Origin of the sequence: Pseudomonas sp. B21-051, from assembly GCF_024748795.1 — a bacterium.
Classification (GTDB): Bacteria; Pseudomonadota; Gammaproteobacteria; order Pseudomonadales; family Pseudomonadaceae; genus Aquipseudomonas; species Aquipseudomonas putida_A.
The window spans coordinates 4,309,074-4,329,559 of sequence record NZ_CP087166.1 but is presented as its reverse complement, the minus strand read 5'-3'; the positions used below and the strand labels follow the sequence as shown (position 1 = coordinate 4,329,559).

General features: G+C 60.3%; 21 protein-coding genes. 19 read left to right on the top strand and 2 right to left on the bottom strand.

From position 1 onward, the window contains the following. Positions 1 to 57: 57 nt before the first annotated feature. Complete coding sequence (locus LOY52_RS19360) at positions 58 to 1,038, top strand: XdhC family protein (RefSeq protein ID WP_258675640.1); 981 nt, start codon at positions 58 to 60, stop codon at positions 1,036 to 1,038. Beyond that, positions 1,035 to 1,625: a nucleotidyltransferase family protein gene (locus LOY52_RS19355; RefSeq protein ID WP_258675639.1), complete on the top strand. Its 591-nt coding sequence runs from the start codon at positions 1,035 to 1,037 to the stop codon at positions 1,623 to 1,625. The genes LOY52_RS19360 and LOY52_RS19355 overlap by 4 nt, the downstream gene beginning before the upstream one ends. Before the next feature lie 126 nt (positions 1,626 to 1,751). On the opposite strand, the gene rne is transcribed toward LOY52_RS19355, so the two are convergent. Next, entirely contained in the window at positions 1,752 to 4,985 is a 3,234-nt protein-coding gene (gene rne, locus LOY52_RS19350) for a ribonuclease E (RefSeq protein ID WP_258675638.1), read from the bottom strand. Between the two features lie 699 nt (positions 4,986 to 5,684). On the opposite strand from rne, the gene rluC reads away from it, so the two are divergent. The 3 genes from rluC to sppA are packed head-to-tail and all read left to right on the top strand — an operon-like array spanning position 5,685 to position 8,310. After that, positions 5,685 to 6,647 carry a 23S rRNA pseudouridine(955/2504/2580) synthase RluC gene (rluC, locus tag LOY52_RS19345; protein ID WP_258675637.1) on the top strand — a complete coding sequence of 321 codons (963 nt, stop codon included), beginning with the start codon at positions 5,685 to 5,687 and terminating at the stop codon, positions 6,645 to 6,647. Beyond that, positions 6,634 to 7,296: an HAD-IA family hydrolase gene (locus tag LOY52_RS19340; RefSeq protein ID WP_258675636.1), complete on the top strand. Its 663-nt coding sequence runs from the start codon at positions 6,634 to 6,636 to the stop codon at positions 7,294 to 7,296. The genes rluC and LOY52_RS19340 overlap by 14 nt, the downstream gene beginning before the upstream one ends. Positions 7,297 to 7,320: 24 nt before the next feature. Further along, a complete protein-coding gene (gene sppA / locus LOY52_RS19335; protein WP_027612352.1) occupies positions 7,321 to 8,310 on the top strand; it encodes a signal peptide peptidase SppA in 990 nt (329 codons plus the stop codon). Positions 8,311 to 8,401: 91 nt separating this feature from the next. On the opposite strand, the gene LOY52_RS19330 is transcribed toward sppA, so the two are convergent. Beyond that, complete coding sequence (locus tag LOY52_RS19330) at positions 8,402 to 8,980, bottom strand: nucleoside triphosphate pyrophosphatase (RefSeq protein ID WP_258675635.1); 579 nt, start codon at positions 8,978 to 8,980, stop codon at positions 8,402 to 8,404. A 105-nt stretch (positions 8,981 to 9,085) separates the two neighbouring features. Here LOY52_RS19330 and LOY52_RS19325 point away from each other — a divergent pair, with 105 nt between their 5' ends. The 14 genes from LOY52_RS19325 to LOY52_RS19260 all read left to right on the top strand — a co-directional run bounded on the left by LOY52_RS19325 (position 9,086) and on the right by LOY52_RS19260 (position 20,377). Then, positions 9,086 to 9,613, top strand: a complete 528-nt coding sequence (locus LOY52_RS19325; protein ID WP_003204262.1) for a YceD family protein — start codon at positions 9,086 to 9,088, stop codon at positions 9,611 to 9,613. Between the two features lie 13 nt (positions 9,614 to 9,626). After that, positions 9,627 to 9,809 carry a 50S ribosomal protein L32 gene (gene rpmF, locus LOY52_RS19320; RefSeq protein WP_003179396.1) on the top strand — a complete coding sequence of 61 codons (183 nt, stop codon included), beginning with the start codon at positions 9,627 to 9,629 and terminating at the stop codon, positions 9,807 to 9,809. 4 nt (positions 9,810 to 9,813) lie between these two features. Continuing rightward, complete coding sequence (gene plsX / locus LOY52_RS19315) at positions 9,814 to 10,824, top strand: phosphate acyltransferase PlsX (protein ID WP_258675634.1); 1,011 nt, start codon at positions 9,814 to 9,816, stop codon at positions 10,822 to 10,824. Positions 10,825 to 10,947: 123 nt separating this feature from the next. Next, positions 10,948 to 11,886, top strand: coding sequence for an ACP S-malonyltransferase (fabD, locus tag LOY52_RS19310; RefSeq protein ID WP_258675632.1), 939 nt, complete (start codon positions 10,948 to 10,950; stop codon positions 11,884 to 11,886). Positions 11,887 to 11,902: 16 nt separating this feature from the next. After that, the gene (gene fabG, locus LOY52_RS19305) at positions 11,903 to 12,643 is read left to right on the top strand and encodes a 3-oxoacyl-ACP reductase FabG (RefSeq protein ID WP_027612356.1); all 741 of its coding nucleotides are present in this window, start codon (positions 11,903 to 11,905) and stop codon (positions 12,641 to 12,643) included. A gap of 196 nt (positions 12,644 to 12,839) precedes the next feature. Further along, positions 12,840 to 13,076 carry an acyl carrier protein gene (gene acpP / locus LOY52_RS19300; RefSeq protein ID WP_003175607.1) on the top strand — a complete coding sequence of 79 codons (237 nt, stop codon included), beginning with the start codon at positions 12,840 to 12,842 and terminating at the stop codon, positions 13,074 to 13,076. A gap of 108 nt (positions 13,077 to 13,184) precedes the next feature. Then, positions 13,185 to 14,429, top strand: coding sequence for a beta-ketoacyl-ACP synthase II (gene fabF / locus LOY52_RS19295; protein WP_027612357.1), 1,245 nt, complete (start codon positions 13,185 to 13,187; stop codon positions 14,427 to 14,429). Next, on the top strand, positions 14,429 to 15,244 hold the full coding sequence (gene pabC / locus LOY52_RS19290; protein WP_258675630.1) for an aminodeoxychorismate lyase: 816 nt from the start codon (positions 14,429 to 14,431) through the stop codon (positions 15,242 to 15,244). The genes fabF and pabC overlap by 1 nt, the downstream gene beginning before the upstream one ends. 3 nt (positions 15,245 to 15,247) lie before the next feature. Further along, complete coding sequence (gene mltG, locus LOY52_RS19285) at positions 15,248 to 16,444, top strand: endolytic transglycosylase MltG (RefSeq protein ID WP_258675629.1); 1,197 nt, start codon at positions 15,248 to 15,250, stop codon at positions 16,442 to 16,444. 19 nt (positions 16,445 to 16,463) lie between these two features. Further along, positions 16,464 to 17,096, top strand: coding sequence for a dTMP kinase (tmk, locus tag LOY52_RS19280; RefSeq protein ID WP_258675628.1), 633 nt, complete (start codon positions 16,464 to 16,466; stop codon positions 17,094 to 17,096). Continuing rightward, complete coding sequence (locus LOY52_RS19275) at positions 17,089 to 18,072, top strand: DNA polymerase III subunit delta' (RefSeq protein WP_258675627.1); 984 nt, start codon at positions 17,089 to 17,091, stop codon at positions 18,070 to 18,072. The genes tmk and LOY52_RS19275 overlap by 8 nt, the downstream gene beginning before the upstream one ends. A gap of 42 nt (positions 18,073 to 18,114) precedes the next feature. Then, a complete protein-coding gene (locus LOY52_RS19270; RefSeq protein ID WP_027612362.1) occupies positions 18,115 to 18,471 on the top strand; it encodes a PilZ domain-containing protein in 357 nt (118 codons plus the stop codon). 15 nt (positions 18,472 to 18,486) lie between these two features. Continuing rightward, complete coding sequence (locus LOY52_RS19265) at positions 18,487 to 19,272, top strand: TatD family hydrolase (protein WP_258675626.1); 786 nt, start codon at positions 18,487 to 18,489, stop codon at positions 19,270 to 19,272. A 466-nt stretch (positions 19,273 to 19,738) separates the two neighbouring features. Beyond that, positions 19,739 to 20,377 carry a TetR/AcrR family transcriptional regulator gene (locus LOY52_RS19260; protein ID WP_007950805.1) on the top strand — a complete coding sequence of 213 codons (639 nt, stop codon included), beginning with the start codon at positions 19,739 to 19,741 and terminating at the stop codon, positions 20,375 to 20,377. Positions 20,378 to 20,486: the final 109 nt, after the last annotated feature.

The following is a 20,486-nucleotide window of genomic DNA, read 5'->3' as shown; positions in this document are numbered from 1 at the left end:
ACCCATGTTTAACCTGAAACTTCAGGTCTGGCACTCTCAACAGCGGATATCCGCCTGATGGACAGCGCCGATCTCAACGTCCTGCGCAGGGTGCTCGAATGGCGCCGTGCCGGGCAGCGGGTGGTGCTGTTCAGCGTGGTGCAGACCTGGGGCACCGCGCCCCGGGCACCCGGCGCGATGCTCGCGTTGCGCGAGGACGGCGTGGTGATCGGCTCGGTGTCGGGCGGTTGTGTCGAGGATGACTTGATCGCCCGTCTGCACGACGGGCGCATCGCCAGCGACGGGCCACCGGTGCAACTGATTACCTACGGCGTCACCCGGGAAGAAGCCGCGCGTTTCGGCTTGCCCTGTGGCGGCACGCTGCGCCTGACCGAGGAGCGGGTCGCTGATCCGGCGTGGGTCGCCGAGTTGCTCGCGCGTTGTGAAGCGCATGAAATTGTCGCCCGTGAGCTGAACATCGAAACCGGTGAGGTTGTGCTGTCGGCGGCGAGCAAATCCGATGTGCTGGCATTCGACGGCAAGACCTTGCGCGCCATTTATGGCCCGCGCTGGCGGCTGCTGTTGATCGGCGCCGGACAGCTGTCCCGTTATGTGGCCGATATGGCCCGGCTGCTGGATTTCGAAGTGCTGATCTGCGATCCGCGTACCGAGTTCGTCTACGGTTGGGAAGAGCACCACGGACGGTTCGTCCCGGGTATGCCGGATGACGCGGTGTTGAGCATTCAGACGGACGAACGCACAGCCATCGTCGCGCTGACTCACGATCCCCGTCTGGATGATATGGCGTTGCTCACCGCGCTCGATTCACCGGCCTTCTATGTCGGTGCATTGGGTTCGCGGGTCAACAGCCAGAAGCGTCGGGACAATCTGGCTCAGCTAGGCTTGTCAGAATCAGCCATTGCGCGATTGCACGGGCCGATTGGTCTGCACATCGGCAGTCATTCGCCAGCGGAGATTGCCCTGTCGTTATTGGCGGAGATTGTGGCGATCAAGAACGGCGTCGAGTTGAAGCAGAAGAATGTCGTGGAGGGCGCATGAGTCGATCCATCGCTGTAATCGTACTGGCGGCGGGCGAGGGCAGTCGCTTTCGTCAGGTTGCCGGTGCCGACAAGGACAAGCTGCTGGCCGATTGCACCGGGCGCGATGGCGCGGTGCGTTCGGTGATCGAGCAGGTGCTGGTGAATCTGCCGGCCAATCTCGACAAGCGTGTGCTGGTGACCACTGAAGCACGACCGCAGGCCATGCGCATGGCGCAGGCCTATGGCTGTGCGGTGGTCACGATTGAATCGACCGGGATGGGTGACAGTATTGCGGCTGGCGTCGCAGCCTGCCCCGAGGCGGATGGCTGGTTGATCGTACTGGGTGACATGCCGTTTATCCTGCCGTCGAGTATTGAACGGGTGGCGGCGGCGATTGCCGAGGATGCGGTGAGTGTGCCGGTGCAGGAGGGCGAGTTCGGCCATCCGGTGGGGTTCGGGCGTTCGTTCGGGCCGGGGTTGCAGACGTTGAGTGGCGATCGCGGGGCCAGACCGTTGTTCAAGCAGGGGCGGGTGGTGGAAGTGGCGGTGGATGATCCCGGGGTGTTGTGGGATATCGATGTGCCCGAGGCGTTGGCTTTTAGATAACGGCAAGATCAACAGATCGCAGCCTTCGGCAGCTCATACAGGAGCTGCGATCTTTTGATCTTCTAAATGGAATAAAAAAGCCCCGCCAGGTTTTCACCGGGCGGGGCTTTTTATTGGCTTTCGGAATCAGACGAGCGGTTTAGGCTCGTGTTCTTTTTCCTCGGCCGCTTGGTGATGCTCGACCGCGTCCTGAACGGAGCGTGGTGCTTCGGCGATCACCGACTCAACCACCGCTTCTTCAGTCACGGCAGCAACTTCGACCACTTCAGCAGCCGGAGCAGCAGCGGCAGCCAGTTCGGCTTCCTTCTGCAGACGCTCGGCTTCACGCTTGCGGCGACGCACTTCACGTGGGTCGTTTGGCGCACGGCCGTTTGGCGTCAGGGCGCTGACCGGAGTGGCTTCAACCACTGGAGCAGGGGCTTCGGCAACCACTGGCGCTTCGACCACCGGTGTTTCAACCACTGGCGCTGGAGCAGGTTCGGCGGCTTCGACCACTGGCGCGGCAGCCTTGGCTTCTTCAACCACTGGGGCTTCAACGACTGGCGCTGGCATTTCAGCGACGGCAGGCTCGGCAACCCAGTTGAACGCGGTCTGTTCTTCGCGAACTTCACGCACGGTTTCGGTCACGGTTTCAGCGACGGTTTCAGCAGCCGGCTCAGCAGCCACAACTGGCGCTTCAATGGCAGGTTCTGCAGCAGCTTCAACCTGAGGCAGCGTTTCTTGAACCGGTGCCACTTCGACTTCCGGAGCAGCAACCACTTCCACTGGGGTAGTGGCCTCAACCACCGGCGCTTCCACTGGAGCGGTTTCCTGAACAGCGGCGGTGGCGCGTTCGGCTTGCTCGTGAGCCTGTGCTTCGGCCGGAGCGCTGATCACGCTGCTGGCAACAGCAGCAGTGACGGCGAGGCCGGCAGCCAGATCGGCAGCGCTTGGTGCGGCGGCGTTTTCGCCGGACTCGGATTCTTCCGAACCTTCGATCACGTTGCCGTTGGCATCACGCTGACGCTCGCGACGGTTGCTGCGACGACGCTGACCACGGGAGCGACGACGTGGACGATCACCTTCAGCGTTGTCCTGACCGTCTTCCGACAGCTGCTCTTCACCGGTAATCACTTCTTCTTCGGCTACCGCACCAGCCTGTTCGGCACGTGGTTGACGCTCTTCACGCGGTGGGCGTGGAGCACGCTCTTCGCGAGGCTGACGGGCCGGACGCTCTTCTGCGACCACAGCGGCAGCGGCAGCGGCTACTGGTGCAGCCGGAGCGGCGTCCAGTGGTTCGCGCAGTTCACGTACACGCTCTTCACGCTCGCCACGTGGCTTGCGGTCTTCACGTGGAGCACGTGGTGCACGTTCCTCACGCGGAGCGCGGGGTGCGCGTTCTTCGCGGGCGACTGGCGCCTCGGTACGGGCTTCACGCGGCTCGCGGACTTCACGGGCTTCACGTGGCTGACGCTCTTCACGCGGCTCGCGTGGTGCGCGTTCTTCACGCGGTGCACGTTCTTCGCGCGGTTTGCGCTCTTCATCGCGGCGACCGTTACGGTTACGGCTCTGCTGACGACCGTTGCGACGCTCTTCGTTGCGGGCCGGACGCTCGGTGGCCGGTTTTTCAACGACGACCGGAGCGGCTGGCTCTTCTTTGGTCGCGAACAGGCTGACCAGCGATTTCACCAGGCCCTTGAACAGGCTTGGCTCTGGCGCGGCAACCGGAGCCGGTGCAGCAGCGGCAGGCGCGGCGACTTCGGTCGGCACCGGCGCATTGGCACGGGCCGGCGCAGTCTTGACCGCAGCTTCCTGGCGAACCAGGGTGCGGGTGGCAGCGGCTGGCTGGACTTCTTCGACTTCGGCAGCAGCCGCAGCGATTTCGTAGCTGGACTGGTTGGTCGCAGCTTCCGGGCTGTCGTCACGCAGACGCTGAACTTCGAAGTGCGGGGTTTCGAGGTGATCGTTCGGCAGAATGACGATACGGGCACGGGTGCGCAGTTCGATCTTGGTGATCGAGTTGCGTTTTTCGTTGAGCAGGAACGCGGCGACCGGGATCGGCACCTGAGCGCGCACTTCGGCAGTGCGGTCTTTCAGGGCTTCTTCTTCGATCAGGCGCAGGATTGCCAGAGACAGCGATTCGACGTCACGGATGATGCCGGTGCCGTTGCAGCGCGGGCAGACGATGCCGCTGCTTTCGCCCAGCGATGGACGCAGGCGCTGACGGGACATTTCCAGCAGGCCGAAGCGCGAGATGCGGCCGATCTGCACGCGAGCGCGGTCGGCTTCCAGGCATTCGCGGACTTTCTCTTCCACGGCGCGCTGGTTCTTGGCCGGGGTCATGTCGATGAAGTCGATGACGATCAGGCCGCCGATGTCGCGCAGGCGCAACTGACGGGCGATTTCTTCGGCGGCTTCAAGGTTGGTCTGCAGAGCGGTTTCTTCGATGTCGCTGCCTTTGGTGGCGCGCGCCGAGTTGATGTCGATGGACACCAGGGCCTCGGTCGGATCGATGACGATGGAGCCGCCGGAAGGCAGTTCGACGACGCGCTGGAAAGCGGTCTCGATCTGGCTTTCGATCTGGAAACGGTTGAACAGCGGCACGCTGTCTTCATACAGCTTGATCTTGCTGGCGTACTGCGGCATCACCTGGCGGATGAAGGTCAGGGCTTCGTCCTGGGCTTCAACGCTGTCGATCAGCACTTCGCCGATGTCCTGGCGCAGGTAATCGCGGATGGCGCGGATGATCACGTTGCTTTCCTGATAGATCAGGAATGGCGCGGAGCGATCCAGCGAGGCTTCTTTGATGGCAGTCCACAGTTGCAGCAGGTAGTCGAGGTCCCACTGCATTTCTTCGCTGCTGCGGCCCAGGCCGGCAGTGCGCACGATCAGACCCATGTCGGCGGGTGCAACCAGGCCGTTCAGCGCTTCACGCAGTTCGTTGCGCTCTTCGCCTTCGATGCGACGGGAGATACCGCCGGCACGCGGGTTGTTCGGCATCAGCACGAGGTAACGACCGGCCAGGCTGATGAAGGTGGTCAGGGCGGCGCCCTTGTTGCCACGTTCTTCTTTTTCGACCTGAACGATGACTTCCTGGCCTTCGCTCAGGACGTCCTTGATGTTGACGCGGCCTTCAGGGGCTTTCTTGAAGTATTCGCGGGAGATTTCTTTGAGGGGCAGGAAGCCGTGGCGCTCAGAGCCGAAATCGACAAAGGCAGCCTCAAGGCTTGGTTCGATGCGAGTGATACGGCCTTTGTAGATGTTGGCCTTCTTCTGCTCGCGTGCACCGGATTCGATGTCCAGGTCGTAGAGGCGTTGGCCATCTACCAGTGCAACACGCAACTCTTCGGGTTGAGTTGCGTTAATCAGCATTCTTTTCATGTAGTACCGTCGGTTTCCGGGCTGCCGGAAACGGCGTTCGGCACACACGACTTCTCACGGTCGGTGTCAGGTGCGTCGGGAGTGGTTGGCCATTCCCGTGTCCAGCGATGTCAGGCCAATTGGGCCGATATCGCGACGTACGCGTCCTGCTTGCTGTGGCTACTTAAGCACTCAGTCAGGAGGAGGAATCAACCAGCGGCTGTGGACGAGATGAAGCGTCTTGATAAAGCCTATTGCTACACAGTCCGGCGGTTGTGCATCTCCACCCTACACGTATCCCTGATAATTCGGGTGCTGCCGCGCGCAGAATCCGCAGCGGGTTGGCATTTACCGTGAGCTCCGAAAGGGGAGGTCACGCATCATGGCTAATTCAGGCGATGTTTCCGAAGCCTTCGCTCGGGGTCATCTGCAGCTGACTGCACTTTGTGAACTGGCCTCGAATATTTGCCTGTCAGGCGAGTGAAAACTCTGCTCGACGGTGTAATTCAGGCCTCATGTCACCTGCGCTTGTTACAACTGCAAACTCCACCGTTACGTAGCGAAAGCCCCGTAGGACGGCCTCGCGTCCTGGTGAATTGCGTTGGTCAGGGCCGGTTTTTGACCGTGGTTCCGCTGTCCAGGCCGCTTTTGGCGGCGTTCGCGACTATAGCAGCAATGATTAAGTGCTTCAATTCCATAAAAATTGTTATCATCCGCGGCATGACAACTACTGCCCCTTCGACTCCAGGCGTTCAACTGCTTGAAGTCTCGCCGGAGTATGCCGGCCAACGAATCGACAATTTCCTGCTAGCCCGGCTCAAAGGCGTGCCCAAGACCTTGATTTACCGCATTTTGCGTAAGGGCGAAGTGCGCGTGAACAAGGGTCGGATCAAGCCCGAATACAAGCTGCAGGCCGGCGATATCGTGCGCGTGCCGCCGGTTCGTGTGCCTGAGCGCGACGAACCGGTGCCACTGGCCCAGGGCCTGTTGCAGCGTCTGGAAGCCTCGATCGTCTACGAAGATAAAGCCCTGATCGTGATCAACAAGCCCGCCGGCATTGCGGTTCACGGCGGCAGTGGCTTGAATTACGGGGTGATCGAAGCCTTTCGTCAGTTGCGCCCCGACGCCAAGGAGCTGGAGCTGGTTCACCGGCTCGACCGTGACACCTCCGGCCTGTTGATGATCGCCAAGAAGCGCAGCATGTTGCGCCACTTGCATGCCGCCTTGCGCGGTGACGGTGTCGACAAGCGCTACATGGCGCTGGTGCGCGGCAACTGGGCGACCTCGATCAAGCAAGTCCGTGCGGCGCTGGGCAAGAGCAACCTGCGCTCCGGTGAGCGTATGGTCGAGGTCGACGAGGAGGAAGGCAAGGAATCAGTGACCGTGTTCAAGGTCCTGCGGCGTTTCGGCGACTTTGCCACCCTGATCGAAGCCAAGCCGATCACCGGGCGCACCCACCAGATCCGCGTCCACACCTTGCACGCCGGGCACTGCATTGCCGGCGACACCAAGTACGGCGATGACGGTTTCAGCAAGGAAATCCGTGATCTGGGCGGCAAGCGTCTGTTCCTGCACGCCTACATGCTGAGCGTGCCGCTGCCCGATGGCGGTGAGCTGAAGTTGCAGGCGCCAGTGGATGAAATGTGGGCCAAGACCGTGGAGCGATTGAGTGCGCCCATCTGATTACAAACTGCTGATTTTCGATTGGGACGGCACCCTCGCCGATTCCATTGGTCGGATTGTCGAGGCGATGCATTCTGCGTCCGCGCGTTCCGGTTTCGAGTTGCGCGATGATTTTACCGTCAAGGGCATCATCGGCCTGGGCTTGCCCGAGGCGATCCGCACCTTGTACCCGGACATCAGCGATGCCGAAATGACCTTGTTTCGCGAGTATTACGCCGATCACTACATCGCGGCGGAAGCCGTGCCTTCGCCGTTGTTCGAAGGTGTAGTCGAGTCGATGGCGTCGTTTCGCGAGCAGGGTTATCACCTGGCGGTCGCAACCGGCAAGAATCGGCGCGGACTGGATCGGGTGCTCAAGGCCAATGGCTGGGAAGATTATTTCGATATCACCCGCGCCGCTGACGAGACTGCGAGCAAGCCGCATCCGCTGATGCTCGAGCAGATTCTCGCGCATTGTCGCGTACGGCCCGAGCAGGCGCTGATGGTCGGGGATTCGTCCTTCGATCTGCTGATGGCGCGTAACGCGGGCATGGCGTCGGTTGCGGTCAGCTACGGCGCGCAGTCGATCGAGTCGCTGCAGCAGTTCGAGCCGCGCCTGTCGATCGACCGTTTTAGTGAATTGCACGCCTGGCTGGGGCAGCAGGCTTAATACGTTTTTGCTGGGGTACAGCGCATGACCGACGAATGGAAAGCACCGGCCAAGGCAAGTGCCGACGACGGTGACGAGAAAAGCTGGAAGCTGCTGGAAAAGACTTTGCTGGCCAGTGTGCAGGAGCAGCGTCGCTCGCGGCGTTGGGGGATTTTCTTCAAGCTGCTGACGTTTGTTTATCTGTTTGTTGCGCTGATCCTGTTCACGCCGCTGATGGATATGGAGAAGAGCGCCACCCGTGGCCCGAACTACACCGCGCTGATCGACGTCACCGGCATGATTGCCGACAAGGAGCCTGCCAGTGCCGACAACATCGTCGGTAGCCTGCGAGCAGCCTTCGAGGACAAGAAGGTCAAGGGCGTGATCCTGCGGATCAACAGTCCGGGCGGCAGCCCGGTGCAGTCGGGTTATGTGTATGACGAGATCAAGCGTCTGCGCGGTCTGCACCCGGATACCAAGGTGTATGCGGTGATTTCCGATCTCGGTGCGTCCGGTGCCTATTACATCGCCAGTGCCGCGGATCAGATCTATGCCGACAAGGCCAGTCTGGTCGGCTCCATCGGTGTAACGGCGGCCGGTTACGGATTTGTCGGCACCATGGACAAGCTGGGCGTCGAGCGTCGCACTTACACCTCGGGCGAGCACAAATCGTTTCTGGATCCGTTCCAGCCGCAGAAGCCTGACGAAACCGCATTCTGGCAGACCGTGCTGGATACCACGCACAAGCAGTTCATCAATAGCGTCAAGCAGGGTCGTGGCGATCGCTTGAAGGACAAGGAGCATCCGGAGCTGTTCTCCGGGCTGGTCTGGTCCGGCGAGCAGGCGCTGCCGTTGGGCTTGATCGATGGGCTGGGCAATGCCAGCTCGGTGGCGCGGGATGTGATTGGCGAGAAAGAACTGGTGGATTTCACTGTGCAGGAGTCGCCGTTCGACCGCTTCTCGAAGAAGCTCGGCGCCAGTGTGGCTGAGCAGTTGGCGATGTGGATGGGGTTCCACGGGCCTTCGTTGCGTTAAATTACCGGTAGATCAAAAGATCGCAGCCTGCGGCAGCTCCTACAGAGATCAAGATCAATGTAGGCGCTGCCGCGGGCTGCGATCTTTTGCTTTAAGGGATTTGCACGCCCTCGGCCAGCAACATGTCGATCAGCCGAATCAGCGGCAGGCCGATCAGGCTGGTGGCATCAGGCCCTTCGGTGGATTGGAACAGGCTCACGCCCAAACCTTCGGCCTTGAAGCTGCCGGCGCAGTCGTAGGGCTGCTCCAGGCGCAGGTAGCGCTCGATGCGTGCTTCGTCGAGCTGGCGCATGTGCACGGTAAACGGCACGCAGTCGACCTGGCAGTGGCTGGTCTGGCTGTTGAGCAGGGCCAGGCCGGTGAGGAAGGTCACGCTGGCGCCGCTGGCGGCCAGCAGTTGCTCGCGAGCCTTGTCGAAGATGTGCGGCTTGCCGATGATCCGGTCGCCGAGCACTGCGACCTGGTCCGAGCCGATAATCAGATGAGCAGGGTGGCTGGCCGCCAGTGCGCGGGCTTTCTGTTCGGCGAGGCGCTTGACCAGTTCGATGGCGGATTCGCCCGGCCGGTGGCTTTCGTCGATATCCGGCGAACTGCAGACGAACGGCAGGTGCAGGCGGGCGAGCAATTCCCGGCGATAGGTCGAGCTCGAAGCAAGTAATAAAGGCAGCATTGGCGTCTCCTGAGGCAGGCGCGAATTCTAGCGGAGGCACGCAAGTGACGGACAGGGCACAATTTCCTTTGACATGGGTGGGTGCATCCCTATAATGCTGCGCCTATGTTGAATGACCCGATTCCACCTCACGTTGACCCGCGCAAATTGGCTGACCGTGGCACCACCCTTCAAGGTGAACTGCTGCTGGCCGATTTGAAGAGACTCTGCGACCCGCTTTCCGACGATGTCGGTACGGTGCAGGCCAAATTCGTTTTTGAACGAGATGAACGTAAATCTGTGGTGATCCACAGCTTTATCGACACCGAAGTCAAAATGGTTTGCCAGCGTTGTCTTGAGCTGGTCACCCTGCCGATCCACAGCGAATGCAGTTACGCTGTAGTGAAGGAGGGTGCGAATACCCAGTCGTTACCGAAAGGTTATGACGTGCTGGAACTGGGCGAAGATCCATTGGATCTGCAGTCACTGATCGAGGAGGAGCTTCTGCTCGCCTTGCCCATTGTGCCTGCTCATCATCCGGAAGAATGCCAGCAGCCGGCGGGAGCAGATGAACCCGAACCGAGCGAGGACGAGGTAACGCGGTCCAACCCGTTCAGTGTATTGGCGCAGTTAAAGCGTGACCCAAACGTTTAGGAGTTAATCAATTATGGCTGTTCAGCAGAACAAAAAATCCCGCTCTGCCCGTGACATGCGCCGTTCGCACGACGCTCTCGAGGCTAGCACCCTGTCTGTAGAAAAAACCACTGGTGAAGTTCACCTGCGTCACCACGTATCGCCAGAAGGCGTATACCGTGGCCGTAAAGTGATCGACAAGGGCGCTGACGAGTAATCACTTGTTCGCTCAAGTCATCGCGATTGACGCAATGGGCGGGGACTTCGGTCCCCGCAGCATTGTTCAGGCCAGCCTTGCTTGCCTTTCTGCTACGCCCTCGCTGCACCTGACCCTCGTCGGTCAACCCTCCCTACTTGAAGAACTGATCAACGGCCAATCGGCTGCCGATCGCGCGCGCCTGACGATTGTTCCGGCGTCTGAAGTCATCACCATGGACGAAAAGCCGACCCAGGCCTTGCGTGGCAAGCCGGATTCGTCGATGCGTGTCGCCCTGGAACTGGTGCGTGACGGCAAGGCCCAGGCCTGTGTCAGCGCCGGCAACACCGGGGCCTTGATGGCGTTGTCGCGTTTCGTGCTCAAAACGTTGCCGGGGATTGATCGACCGGCGATGGTGGCGGCGATTCCGACGCAGAAGGGCTACTGCCAGTTGCTCGATCTGGGTGCGAACGTCGACTGCAGCGCCGAGCATCTGTTGCAGTTCGCGGTGATGGGTTCGGTGGCCGCGCAGACGCTGGGCATTGCCCGGCCGCGTGTCGCGTTGCTGAATATCGGCACCGAAGACATCAAGGGCAATCAGCAGGTCAAGCTGGCGGCGACCCTGCTGCAGGCTGCGCGCGGCATCAACTACATCGGTTTTGTCGAGGGCGATGGCCTGTATCGCGGCGAGGCGGATGTGGTGGTCTGTGACGGTTTTGTCGGCAATATCCTGCTCAAGTCCAGCGAAGGCCTGGCGACGATGATCGCCGCGCGCATCGAGGCCTTGTTCAAAAAAAGCTTTGCTTCCCGTGTGGTAGGTGCTTTGGCCCTGCCATTGATGAAGCGCCTGCAGGCTGATCTGGCGCCGGCGCGACATAACGGCGCAAGCTTCCTCGGCTTGCAGGGTATCGTGGTGAAAAGTCACGGTTCGGCTGGGGTTCAGGGCTTTCAGAGCGCGATTCAGCGCGCGCTGATCGAGATTCAGGAGAACCTGCCCGAGCGCCTCCACGGTCGTCTGGAGGATTTGTTGTCTTAGGCGTTTTCGTCGGACAATGCTTAAATGTGACCGCCCGGTTCAAAGGGCCATCCAACTGTCAGTTTCTTGCGTCCCCCAGTGGGGCGTCATTTATCGACGACAAGATCATTAGGGGCTTGTTACATGTCTGCTTCCCTCGCATTCGTCTTTCCAGGACAGGGTTCGCAGTCCCTCGGCATGCTCGCCGAGCTGGGCGCGGAATATCCGTTGATCCTCGAAACATTCAAAGAAGCATCCGATGCTCTGGGCTATGACCTGTGGGCGCTGACCCAGCAGGGCCCGGAAGAGCTGCTCAATCAAACCGATAAAACCCAACCGGCCATTCTGACCGCTTCGATCGCCCTGTGGCGTCTGTGGCTGGCTGAAGGCGGCGCGCGTCCAGCATTCGTTGCCGGTCACAGCCTGGGTGAGTACAGCGCGCTGGTTGCTGCCGGCAGCCTGAGCCTGGCTGACGCGGTCAAGCTCGTTGAACGCCGTGGCCAGTTGATGCAGGAAGCCGTTCCGGCCGGGCAGGGCGGCATGGCTGCGATCCTCGGTCTGGAAGATGCCGACGTGCTGGCAGCCTGTGCCGAAGCGGCGCAGGGCGAAGTGGTCAGCGCGGTGAACTTCAACTCGCCGGGCCAAGTGGTCATCGCCGGTGCCAAGGCTGCGGTTGAACGTGCCATCGAAGGCTGCAAGGCCCGTGGCGCCAAGCGTGCCATGCCGTTGCCAGTGAGCGTGCCATCGCACTGCGAACTGATGCGTCCGGCTGCCGAGCGCTTTGCCGAATCCATAGCCGCCATCGACTGGCAGGCACCGCAGATCCCGGTGGTACAGAACGTCAGCGCGCAAGTGCCGGCCGATCTGGAGACCCTCAAGCGTGATCTGCTCGAACAACTGTACAAGCCCGTTCGCTGGGTTGAATCGGTTCAGACGCTGGCTGCCAAAGGCGCTACCAGTCTGGTCGAGTGCGGCCCGGGCAAAGTGCTGGCCGGTCTGAACAAACGTTGCGCCGAAGGCGTTTCGACTTCCAATCTCAACACCCCAGACGCTTTCGCTGCCGCCCGTGCAGCGCTGGCCTGAATCAGGAGAAACTTGCATGAGTCTGCAAGGTAAAGTTGCACTGGTCACCGGTGCAAGCCGCGGTATCGGCCAGGCTATCGCACTGGAACTGGGTCGTCAGGGCGCCATCGTCGTTGGCACCGCGACCTCCGCCAAGGGTGCCGAGGCGATTGCTGCCACGCTCAAGGAGCACGGCATTCAAGGTACCGGCCTGGAACTGAACGTCACCAGCGACGAATCCGTTGCCGCCGTGATCGCGAGCATTCAGGAGCAGTTCGGCGCGCCGGCGATTCTGGTCAATAATGCCGGCATCACCCGCGATAACCTGATGATGCGCATGAAAGACGATGAATGGTACGACGTGATTGATACCAACCTGAACAGTCTGTATCGCCTGTCCAAGGGCGTTTTGCGTGGCATGACCAAGGCGCGCTGGGGCCGAATTATCAGTATTGGCTCGGTGGTGGGTGCCATGGGCAACGCAGGCCAAGTAAACTATGCAGCCGCCAAGGCCGGTCTGGAAGGTTTCAGCCGTGCGATGGCGCGTGAAGTCGGTTCGCGTTCGATTACGGTCAACTCGGTAACCCCAGGGTTCATCGACACCGATATGACCCGCGAACTGCCGGAAGCACAGCGTGAAGCCTTGCAGACGCAGATTCCGCTGGGCCGTCTGGGACAAGCTCAAGAGATCGCCTCGGTGGTCGCTTTTCTTGCATCCGACGGTGCGGCATACGTCACTGGGGCTACAATCCCGGTGAACGGTGGGATGTACATGTAAGTAAAATGTGACGGATTGCTTCAAAAAAATGTCATACGAGCTGTCTAAAATCCGTTATAAAGCTGCAATCTATTTATAGGCAGAGGGCCGCAGGGTTTGAGGAGTGAAGCTTTCAGTTGAAAAGCTGAAAAGCCTTTCTATACACTTACCCACTGGCCAGCTGCCTGAATTTGTCCATTAGGAGTGAAAACAAGGTATGAGCACCATCGAAGAGCGCGTCAAGAAAATCGTTGCCGAGCAACTGGGCGTTAAAGAAGAAGAAGTGGTCAACACTGCTTCCTTCGTTGAAGACCTGGGTGCCGACTCCCTTGACACCGTTGAGCTGGTGATGGCTCTGGAAGAGGAATTCGAGACCGAAATCCCTGACGAAGAAGCTGAGAAGATCACTACTGTACAAGCTGCAATCGACTACGTTACTAGCCACCAGGCGTAATAGTTTGTAATCGTTGTCTGCTGTCATGGAAAAACCGCACTGCCATCATGGCGTGCGGTTTTTTCTTTAGGCCTGATGCAAAGTCGTCATTTGAAAAAGGAGAGTGCTGTGTCGCGTAGACGCGTCGTAGTCACCGGTATGGGTATGTTGTCGCCACTGGGCACGGATGTGCCGAGCAGTTGGCAGGGCATTCTGGCTGGCCGCAGTGGCATTGGTCTGATCGAACACACCGACCTTTCTGCCTATTCCACCCGTTTTGGCGGCTCGGTAAAGGGCTTCAATGTCGAGGAATACCTGTCGGTCAAGGAAGCACGCAAGCTCGACCTGTTCATTCAGTACGGTCTGGCCGCGGGTTTTCAGGCTGTTCGCAACGCCGGTCTGGAAGTCACCGACGCCAACCGTGAGCGCATTGGCGTGGCCATGGGCTCGGGCATCGGCGGTCTGACCAACATCGAAGAAACCAGCCGTACCCTGCATGAGACGGGCCCGCGTCGAATTTCGCCATTCTTCGTGCCAGGCTCGATCATCAATATGATTTCCGGTTTTCTGTCCATCCACCTGGGTGCACAGGGGCCGAACTACGCCATTTCCACTGCCTGTACCACCGGTACGCACTGCATTGGCATGGCGGCGCGCAACATCATGTACGACGAGGCCGACGTGATGATCGCTGGCGGTGCCGAGATGGCCGCGTGCGGTCTGGGCATGGGCGGCTTCGGCGCGTCCCGTGCGCTGTCGACCCGCAACGACGAGCCGACTCGCGCCAGTCGTCCATGGGACAAGGGCCGTGATGGTTTCGTGTTGTCTGACGGTGCCGGTGCGTTGGTACTCGAAGAACTCGAGCACGCCAAGGCCCGTGGCGCCACGATCTACGCCGAGCTGATCGGCTTCGGCACCAGTGGCGATGCGTTCCACATGACTTCGCCGCCTGCTGATGGCGCCGGTGCAGCCCGCTGCATCACCAATGCGCTGCGCGATGCGAAGATCAACATCGACCAGGTGCAGTACATCAACGCCCACGGTACTTCGACCCCGGCCGGCGACCTTGCCGAAGCCAACGCGATCAAGACCGTGTTCGGTGAGCACGCCTACAACCTGGCAGTCAGCTCCACCAAGTCGATGACCGGTCACCTGCTGGGTGCGGCGGGCGCGGTCGAGGCGATCTTCAGTGTGCTGGCAATCAACAGCCAGGTGGCACCGCCAACCATCAACCTCGACGAACCGGATGAAGGCTGCGATCTCGACTTCGTGCCGCACACTGCGCGCAACATGGATATCGATGTCGTACTGTCCAACTCCTTCGGGTTTGGCGGCACCAACGGCACGTTGGCGTTCCGTCGGTTCGCCGGTTGATGGACAGCTGGGTCGACGGTCAACCGGCTGACGCTCTGTCGCTGAAAGATCGCGGCCTGGCTTACGGCGATGGTCTGTTCGAGACCATTGCCGTGCACGGCGGCCAGCCGGTATTGCTGGACCGTCATCTGACGCGTCTGGCCGAGGGTTGCTCGCGGCTGGCCATCGCGGTGGATATCGAGCTGATTCGTACCGAGCTGCTGAGCTATGCGGCAGCGATGGGCGAGGGTGTGCTCAAGCTCATTCTGACCCGAGGCGACGGCTTGCGTGGCTACGCATCCGATCCTGCGGCGCAGGGCCGACGCATTCTGCAAGGCAACCCGCCTGCTGTTTATCCTGCCGTGCATGGCGAGCAGGGCGTGCGCCTGTTTCCCTGCGTCACGCGGTTATCCAACCAGCCGTTGCTGGCCGGTCTCAAGCATCTGAATCGTCTGGAACAAGTGCTCGCCCGCGCCGAATGGCACGATGTCGAACACGCCGAAGGCTTGATGCTCGATCAGGCCGGGCGCGTCATCGAAGGCGTGTTCAGCAACCTGTTTCTGGTGCGCGACGGCGTGCTGATCACTCCGGATCTGAAGCGCTGTGGCGTGGCCGGTGTGATGCGTGCTGAAATATTGTTTCAGGCCGAGTCATTGGCCATCCCCACTCAAATCACCGACATCAGCCTCGAACAGCTGCAATGGGCTGATGAAGTCTTCATGTGCAACAGCGTGTATGGCGTCTGGCCGGTCCGCGCCTACGCTGCACTGAGCTGGCCGGTTGGCCCGCTCACCCGTAAACTGCAAACCATTGCCCTTGCGCTACTGGATGCCTGATTCGTGAGACGTAAACTCTTGCTGCTGCTGGAAACCGGACTGGTTCTGGCAGGGCTGCTGATGGGCGCCAGCGCCTGGAAAATTCATTCGGCGCTGGAACAGCCCCTGAACATCACGCAGGAAGAACTGCTGGATGTGCCGAAAGGCTCGACACCGACCCGTACCTTTCTTGAACTCGAAACCGATGGAGTCATCAAGGACGCCTTCTGGTTGCGCATTTATTGGCGCTTCAACCTGGCCGGTACGCCGATCCACAGCGGCGAATACCGCATGCAGCCGGGCATGACCGTCAACGGTCTGATCGACTTGTGGAAGCGTGGCGATGTGGTGCAATACAGCCTGACGCTGGTCGAGGGCTGGAATTTCCACCAGGTCCGCGCCGCGCTGGCCAAAGATGAAAAGATCGAGCAGACCCTCAAGGGTCTGAGCGACAGCGAAGTGATGGAGAAAATCGGTCATCGCGGATTGTTCCCCGAGGGTCGATTCTTCCCGGACACTTATCGTTTCGTGCGGGGTTTCTCCGACGTCGACTTGCTGAAGAAAGCCTTTGATCGTCTCGATGAAGTGTTGGCCAAGGAGTGGGAGAACCGCTCGGCCGATGCCCCGTACAGTGAGCCGTATCAGGCGCTGATCATGGCCTCGCTGGTAGAGAAGGAGACCGGTGTGCCGCAGGAGCGTGGGCAGATTGCCGGCGTGTTTGTGCGCCGCATGGCGCTGGGCATGCAGTTGCAGACCGACCCGACCGTGATCTACGGCCTGGGCGATCGCTACACCGGCAAGCTGACCCGTGCTCATCTCAAGGAGCCGACGCCGTACAATACCTATGTGATTCCCGGATTGCCGCCGACGCCGATTGCCATGGTCGGTCGCGAGGCGATTCACGCCGCGCTCAATCCGGTGGAAGGCAACAGCCTGTATTTCGTCGCCCGTGGCGATGGTAGCCATGTGTTCTCTGATGACCTTGATGCGCACAACAGTGCAGTGCGCGAGTTCCAGCTCAAGCGCCGCGCCGATTACCGCTCCAGCCCGGCCCCGGCGAATGCGCCGGCCGCTCCGGCCACTGCGACCGAGGAGGCGATTCCTGCCGCGTCCCCGGATACCGCGCCTGAAGCGCTGCCGCAGGTTCCAGCTCAGGACCCCGCGCCGACACCGGCTCCTGCTGCCGAACCCGGCGCGACCGCACCGCAGAACGCGCAATGACTTTGATTAAGGACTGCCTGTGACTGGCTTGTTTATTACCCTGGAAGGCCCGGAAGGCGCCGGCAAGAGCACCAACCGCGAATACCTCGCCGAGCGCCTGCGTGCCGAAGGTGTCGAAGTAGTGCTGACCCGCGAGCCCGGCGGTACGCCACTCGCCGAGCGGATTCGCGATGTGCTGCTGGCCCCGGCCGATGAAGTCATGAACCCCGACACCGAGCTGCTGCTGGTGTTCGCCGCGCGCGCCCAGCATCTGGCCGAAGTGATCCGCCCGGCGCTGGCTCGCGGCGCGGTGGTGCTGTGCGATCGCTTCACCGACTCGACGTACGCCTATCAGGGCGGCGGTCGCGGTTTGTCTCTGGAACGCATTGCTGCGCTGGAGACGTTCGTTCAGGGCGACCTGCGTCCGGATCTTACGCTGATTTTCGATCTGCCAGTGGAAATCGGCCTGGCTCGCGCCACTGCCCGTGGCCGTCTGGACCGTTTTGAACTGGAAGGCCGGGCGTTTTTCGAAGCGGTACGCAATGCCTTTCTGCAGCGCGCCGAAGCCGATCCGGCGCGCTATGTGCGCATCGATGCCGGTCAGCCATTGGTCAAGGTTCAGCAATCACTGGACACCTTGATTCCGAACTTGCTGGAGCTGATTCGTGGCTGAGGCCTATCCATGGCAGGACAGCCTCTGGCAGCAACTGGCCGGACGTAGTCAGCACGCCCACGCGTACCTGCTGCACGGCCCGGCCGGGATCGGCAAGCGCGCTCTGGCCGAGCGCCTGATGGCCAGCTTGCTCTGTCAGCGGCCGACGCCCGAGGCGTGCGGCGAGTGCAAGTCCTGCCTGCTGCTCAAGGCCGGCAGCCACCCGGACAACTACATCCTGGAGCCGGAAGAAGCCGACAAGGCGATCAAGGTCGATCAGGTCCGTGATCTGGTCAGTTTCGTGGTGCAGACCGCGCAACTCGGTGGGCGCAAGGTGGTGCTGATCGAACCGGTGGAGTCGATGAACATCAACGCCGCCAACGCCTTGCTCAAGAGCCTGGAGGAGCCTTCCGGCGATACCGTGTTGTTGCTGGTCAGCCACCAGCCGAGCCGTTTGCTGCCGACAATCAAGAGCCGCTGTGTACAGCAGGCATGTCCGCTGCCGGGCGAGGCCATGAGCCTGCAGTGGCTGGCGCAAGCGCTGCCGGAGTGTTCCGAAGAGGAACGCGTCGAATTGCTGACGCTGGCGGCCGGTTCGCCATTGGCTGCGGTCAGCCTGCAGTCCCAGGGCGTGCGCGAACAGCGGGCGCAGGTGGTCGAAGGGGTGAAGAAGCTGCTCAAGCAACAGCAGTCGCCAACGCAATTGGCCGAAGAATGGAAAAACATTCCGATGCTGCGTTTGTTTGATTGGTTCTGCGACTGGTCGAGCCTGATCCTGCGTTATCAACTGACCCAGGATGAAAACGGCCTCGGTCTGACCGATATGCGCAAAGTCGTGCAGTACCTGGCGCAGAAAAGCGCCCAAGGCAAAGTCCTTGATATTCAGGACTGGATTCTCGCCCAGCGGCAGAAAGTCCTGAGCAAAGCCAACCTCAACCCGGCACTGCTGCTGGAAGCGTTGTTGGTGCAATGGGCGGGATTGCCTGGTCAAAGATAAGAATGTGTACCTAGACTCTGAACATCAGCAGTGGAGGTTAACATGAATGAAGCCATCAGCCCCGGGCCGCGCAACGGCATCCTGTCCCTGACCATCAAGGACAAATCGGTGCTTTACGCCGCCTACATGCCGTTCATCAAGAACGGTGGTCTGTTCATCCCGACCAACAAGAGCTACAAGTTGGGCGACGAGGTGTTCATGCTGCTGAACCTGATGGACGAGGCGGAGAAGATTCCGGTCGCCGGCAAGGTCGCCTGGATCACCCCCAAAGGCGCGCAAGGCAATCGTGCCGCCGGCGTCGGCGTGCAATTCAATGAAGGCGACAACACCGCCCGCAGTCGCATTGAAACCCATCTGGCCGGAGCACTGAAATCCGACCGTCCCACTCATACGATGTAAGTTGCAGTCTCTTTTATGCTCGTAGATTCCCATTGTCACCTTGATCGCCTCGACCTCGCCGCCCATGACGGCTCGCTGGATGCTGCACTCGATACGGCTCGCCAGCGTGGGGTAGGGCACTTCCTGTGTATCGGCGTGAGTGCCGACAACGCCGCTGACGTCAAAGCCCTGGCCGAGCGCTATGACGACGTCGATTGCTCGGTCGGTGTGCACCCATTGGATGTGCAACCGGGCGCGGCGCCGGCGCTGGACTGGCTGCTACACGAGCTCAATCACCCGAAAGTGGTGGCGATCGGTGAAACCGGTCTGGATTATCACTACGAGCCGGAAGCCGCCGAGCTGCAGCAGGAGTCCTTCCGTTTGCATCTGCAAGCCGCACAGCAGACCGGTAAGCCAGTGATCATCCACACCCGTGGCGCCCGTGCCGATACCCTCGAGCTGCTGCGTGAAGCGGCGTTGCCCCAGGCCGGTGTGCTGCATTGCTTCACCGAAGACTGGGACATGGCCAAGGCTGCGCTGGATATGGGTTATTACATTTCCCTGTCGGGCATCGTCACCTTCCGCAACGCTGACGCCCTGCGTGATGTGGCGAGCAAGGTGCCGGCCGATCGTCTGCTGGTGGAGACCGACTCGCCGTATCTGGCGCCGATCCCTTATCGCGGCAAACCCAACCTGCCGCAGTACGTGCGTGAAGTAGCGGAGTTTCTGGCGATGCTGCGTGGGGAAAACTACGAGCGGTTTGCCGAGCAGACCACCGAGAACTTCAAGCGGCTGTTTCCCTTGGCGCATGTAAAAGGCTGACCGTGTAGGAGCTGCCGCAGGCTGCGATCTTTTGATGTTTTTTTTAAAGAATCAAAATCAAAAGATCGCAGCCTGCGGCAGCTCCTACAGGTGCGATGTACGTAATGACAGGGGTTTTTCACCAAATTCCAGGCAAAAAAAACCCGGGTTCTGGGGGGTGAATCCGGGTTAAGACCATTAGGAGTAAAACAAAGGCACGCGGTCCCTTGGTACCTTTACCGGCACGGCACTTGGGGGAGATGCCGCCCGACAGTTCAAGTATTGATCAGTCTGGCGTTCAGTCCAGTTAGCCGGTCGGGGTTTTTAAACAAATTTGGAATACGTGCGCTTCAGTTGAGTTCTCATTGCACCCCTGGCGTTCGCAAAATGAACAAGAAACGCAGATATGGTCGGATGATCCGTGCATTTTTGTGCAAGTTAGGCATAATACGCGGCTTCGAATTTTGACCCCTACAGACCTTTTCTTATGCACAAAGAACCTCGTAAGGTCCGTGAGTTTCGTCGCCGCGAGCAAGAAATTCTCGATACCGCGCTCAAGCTGTTCCTCGAACAAGGTGAAGACAGCGTCACCGTCGAGATGATTGCTGATGCCGTGGGTATCGGCAAAGGCACGATCTACAAGCATTTCAAATCCAAGGCCGAGATCTATCTGCGCCTGATGCTCGATTACGAGCGCGATCTGAATGAGTTGCTGCATTCGGCCGATGTCGACAAGGACAAGGAAGCGCTGTCCCGTGCCTACTTCGAATTCCGCATGCGCGACCCGCAGCGCTACCGCCTGTTCGACCGTCTTGAAGAGAAGGTCGTAAAAGGCAATCAGGTGCCGGAAATGGTCGAGGAACTGCACAAGATCCGTGCCTCGAACTTCGAACGCCTGACCCTGCTCATCAAGGGCCGGATCAGCGAAGGCAAGCTCGAAGACGTGCCGCCGTACTTCCACTACTGCGCGTCCTGGGCGCTGGTGCACGGCGCGGTGGCGCTGTATCACTCGCCGTTCTGGAGCAATGTGCTGGAAGATCAGGAAGGTTTCTTCCAGTTCCTGATGGACATCGGCGTGCGCATGGGCAACAAGCGCAAGCGCGACCCGGAAACGCCGAGCAGCTGAATCATTCAGCGGCCTTATTGCGCCATGATTTCGCTACATGACGCAGTACCGCAGGAATATACTCAGGCATAGGGCTTGCTAAAACTTGATTTGTGAGTCAAGTTTTAGC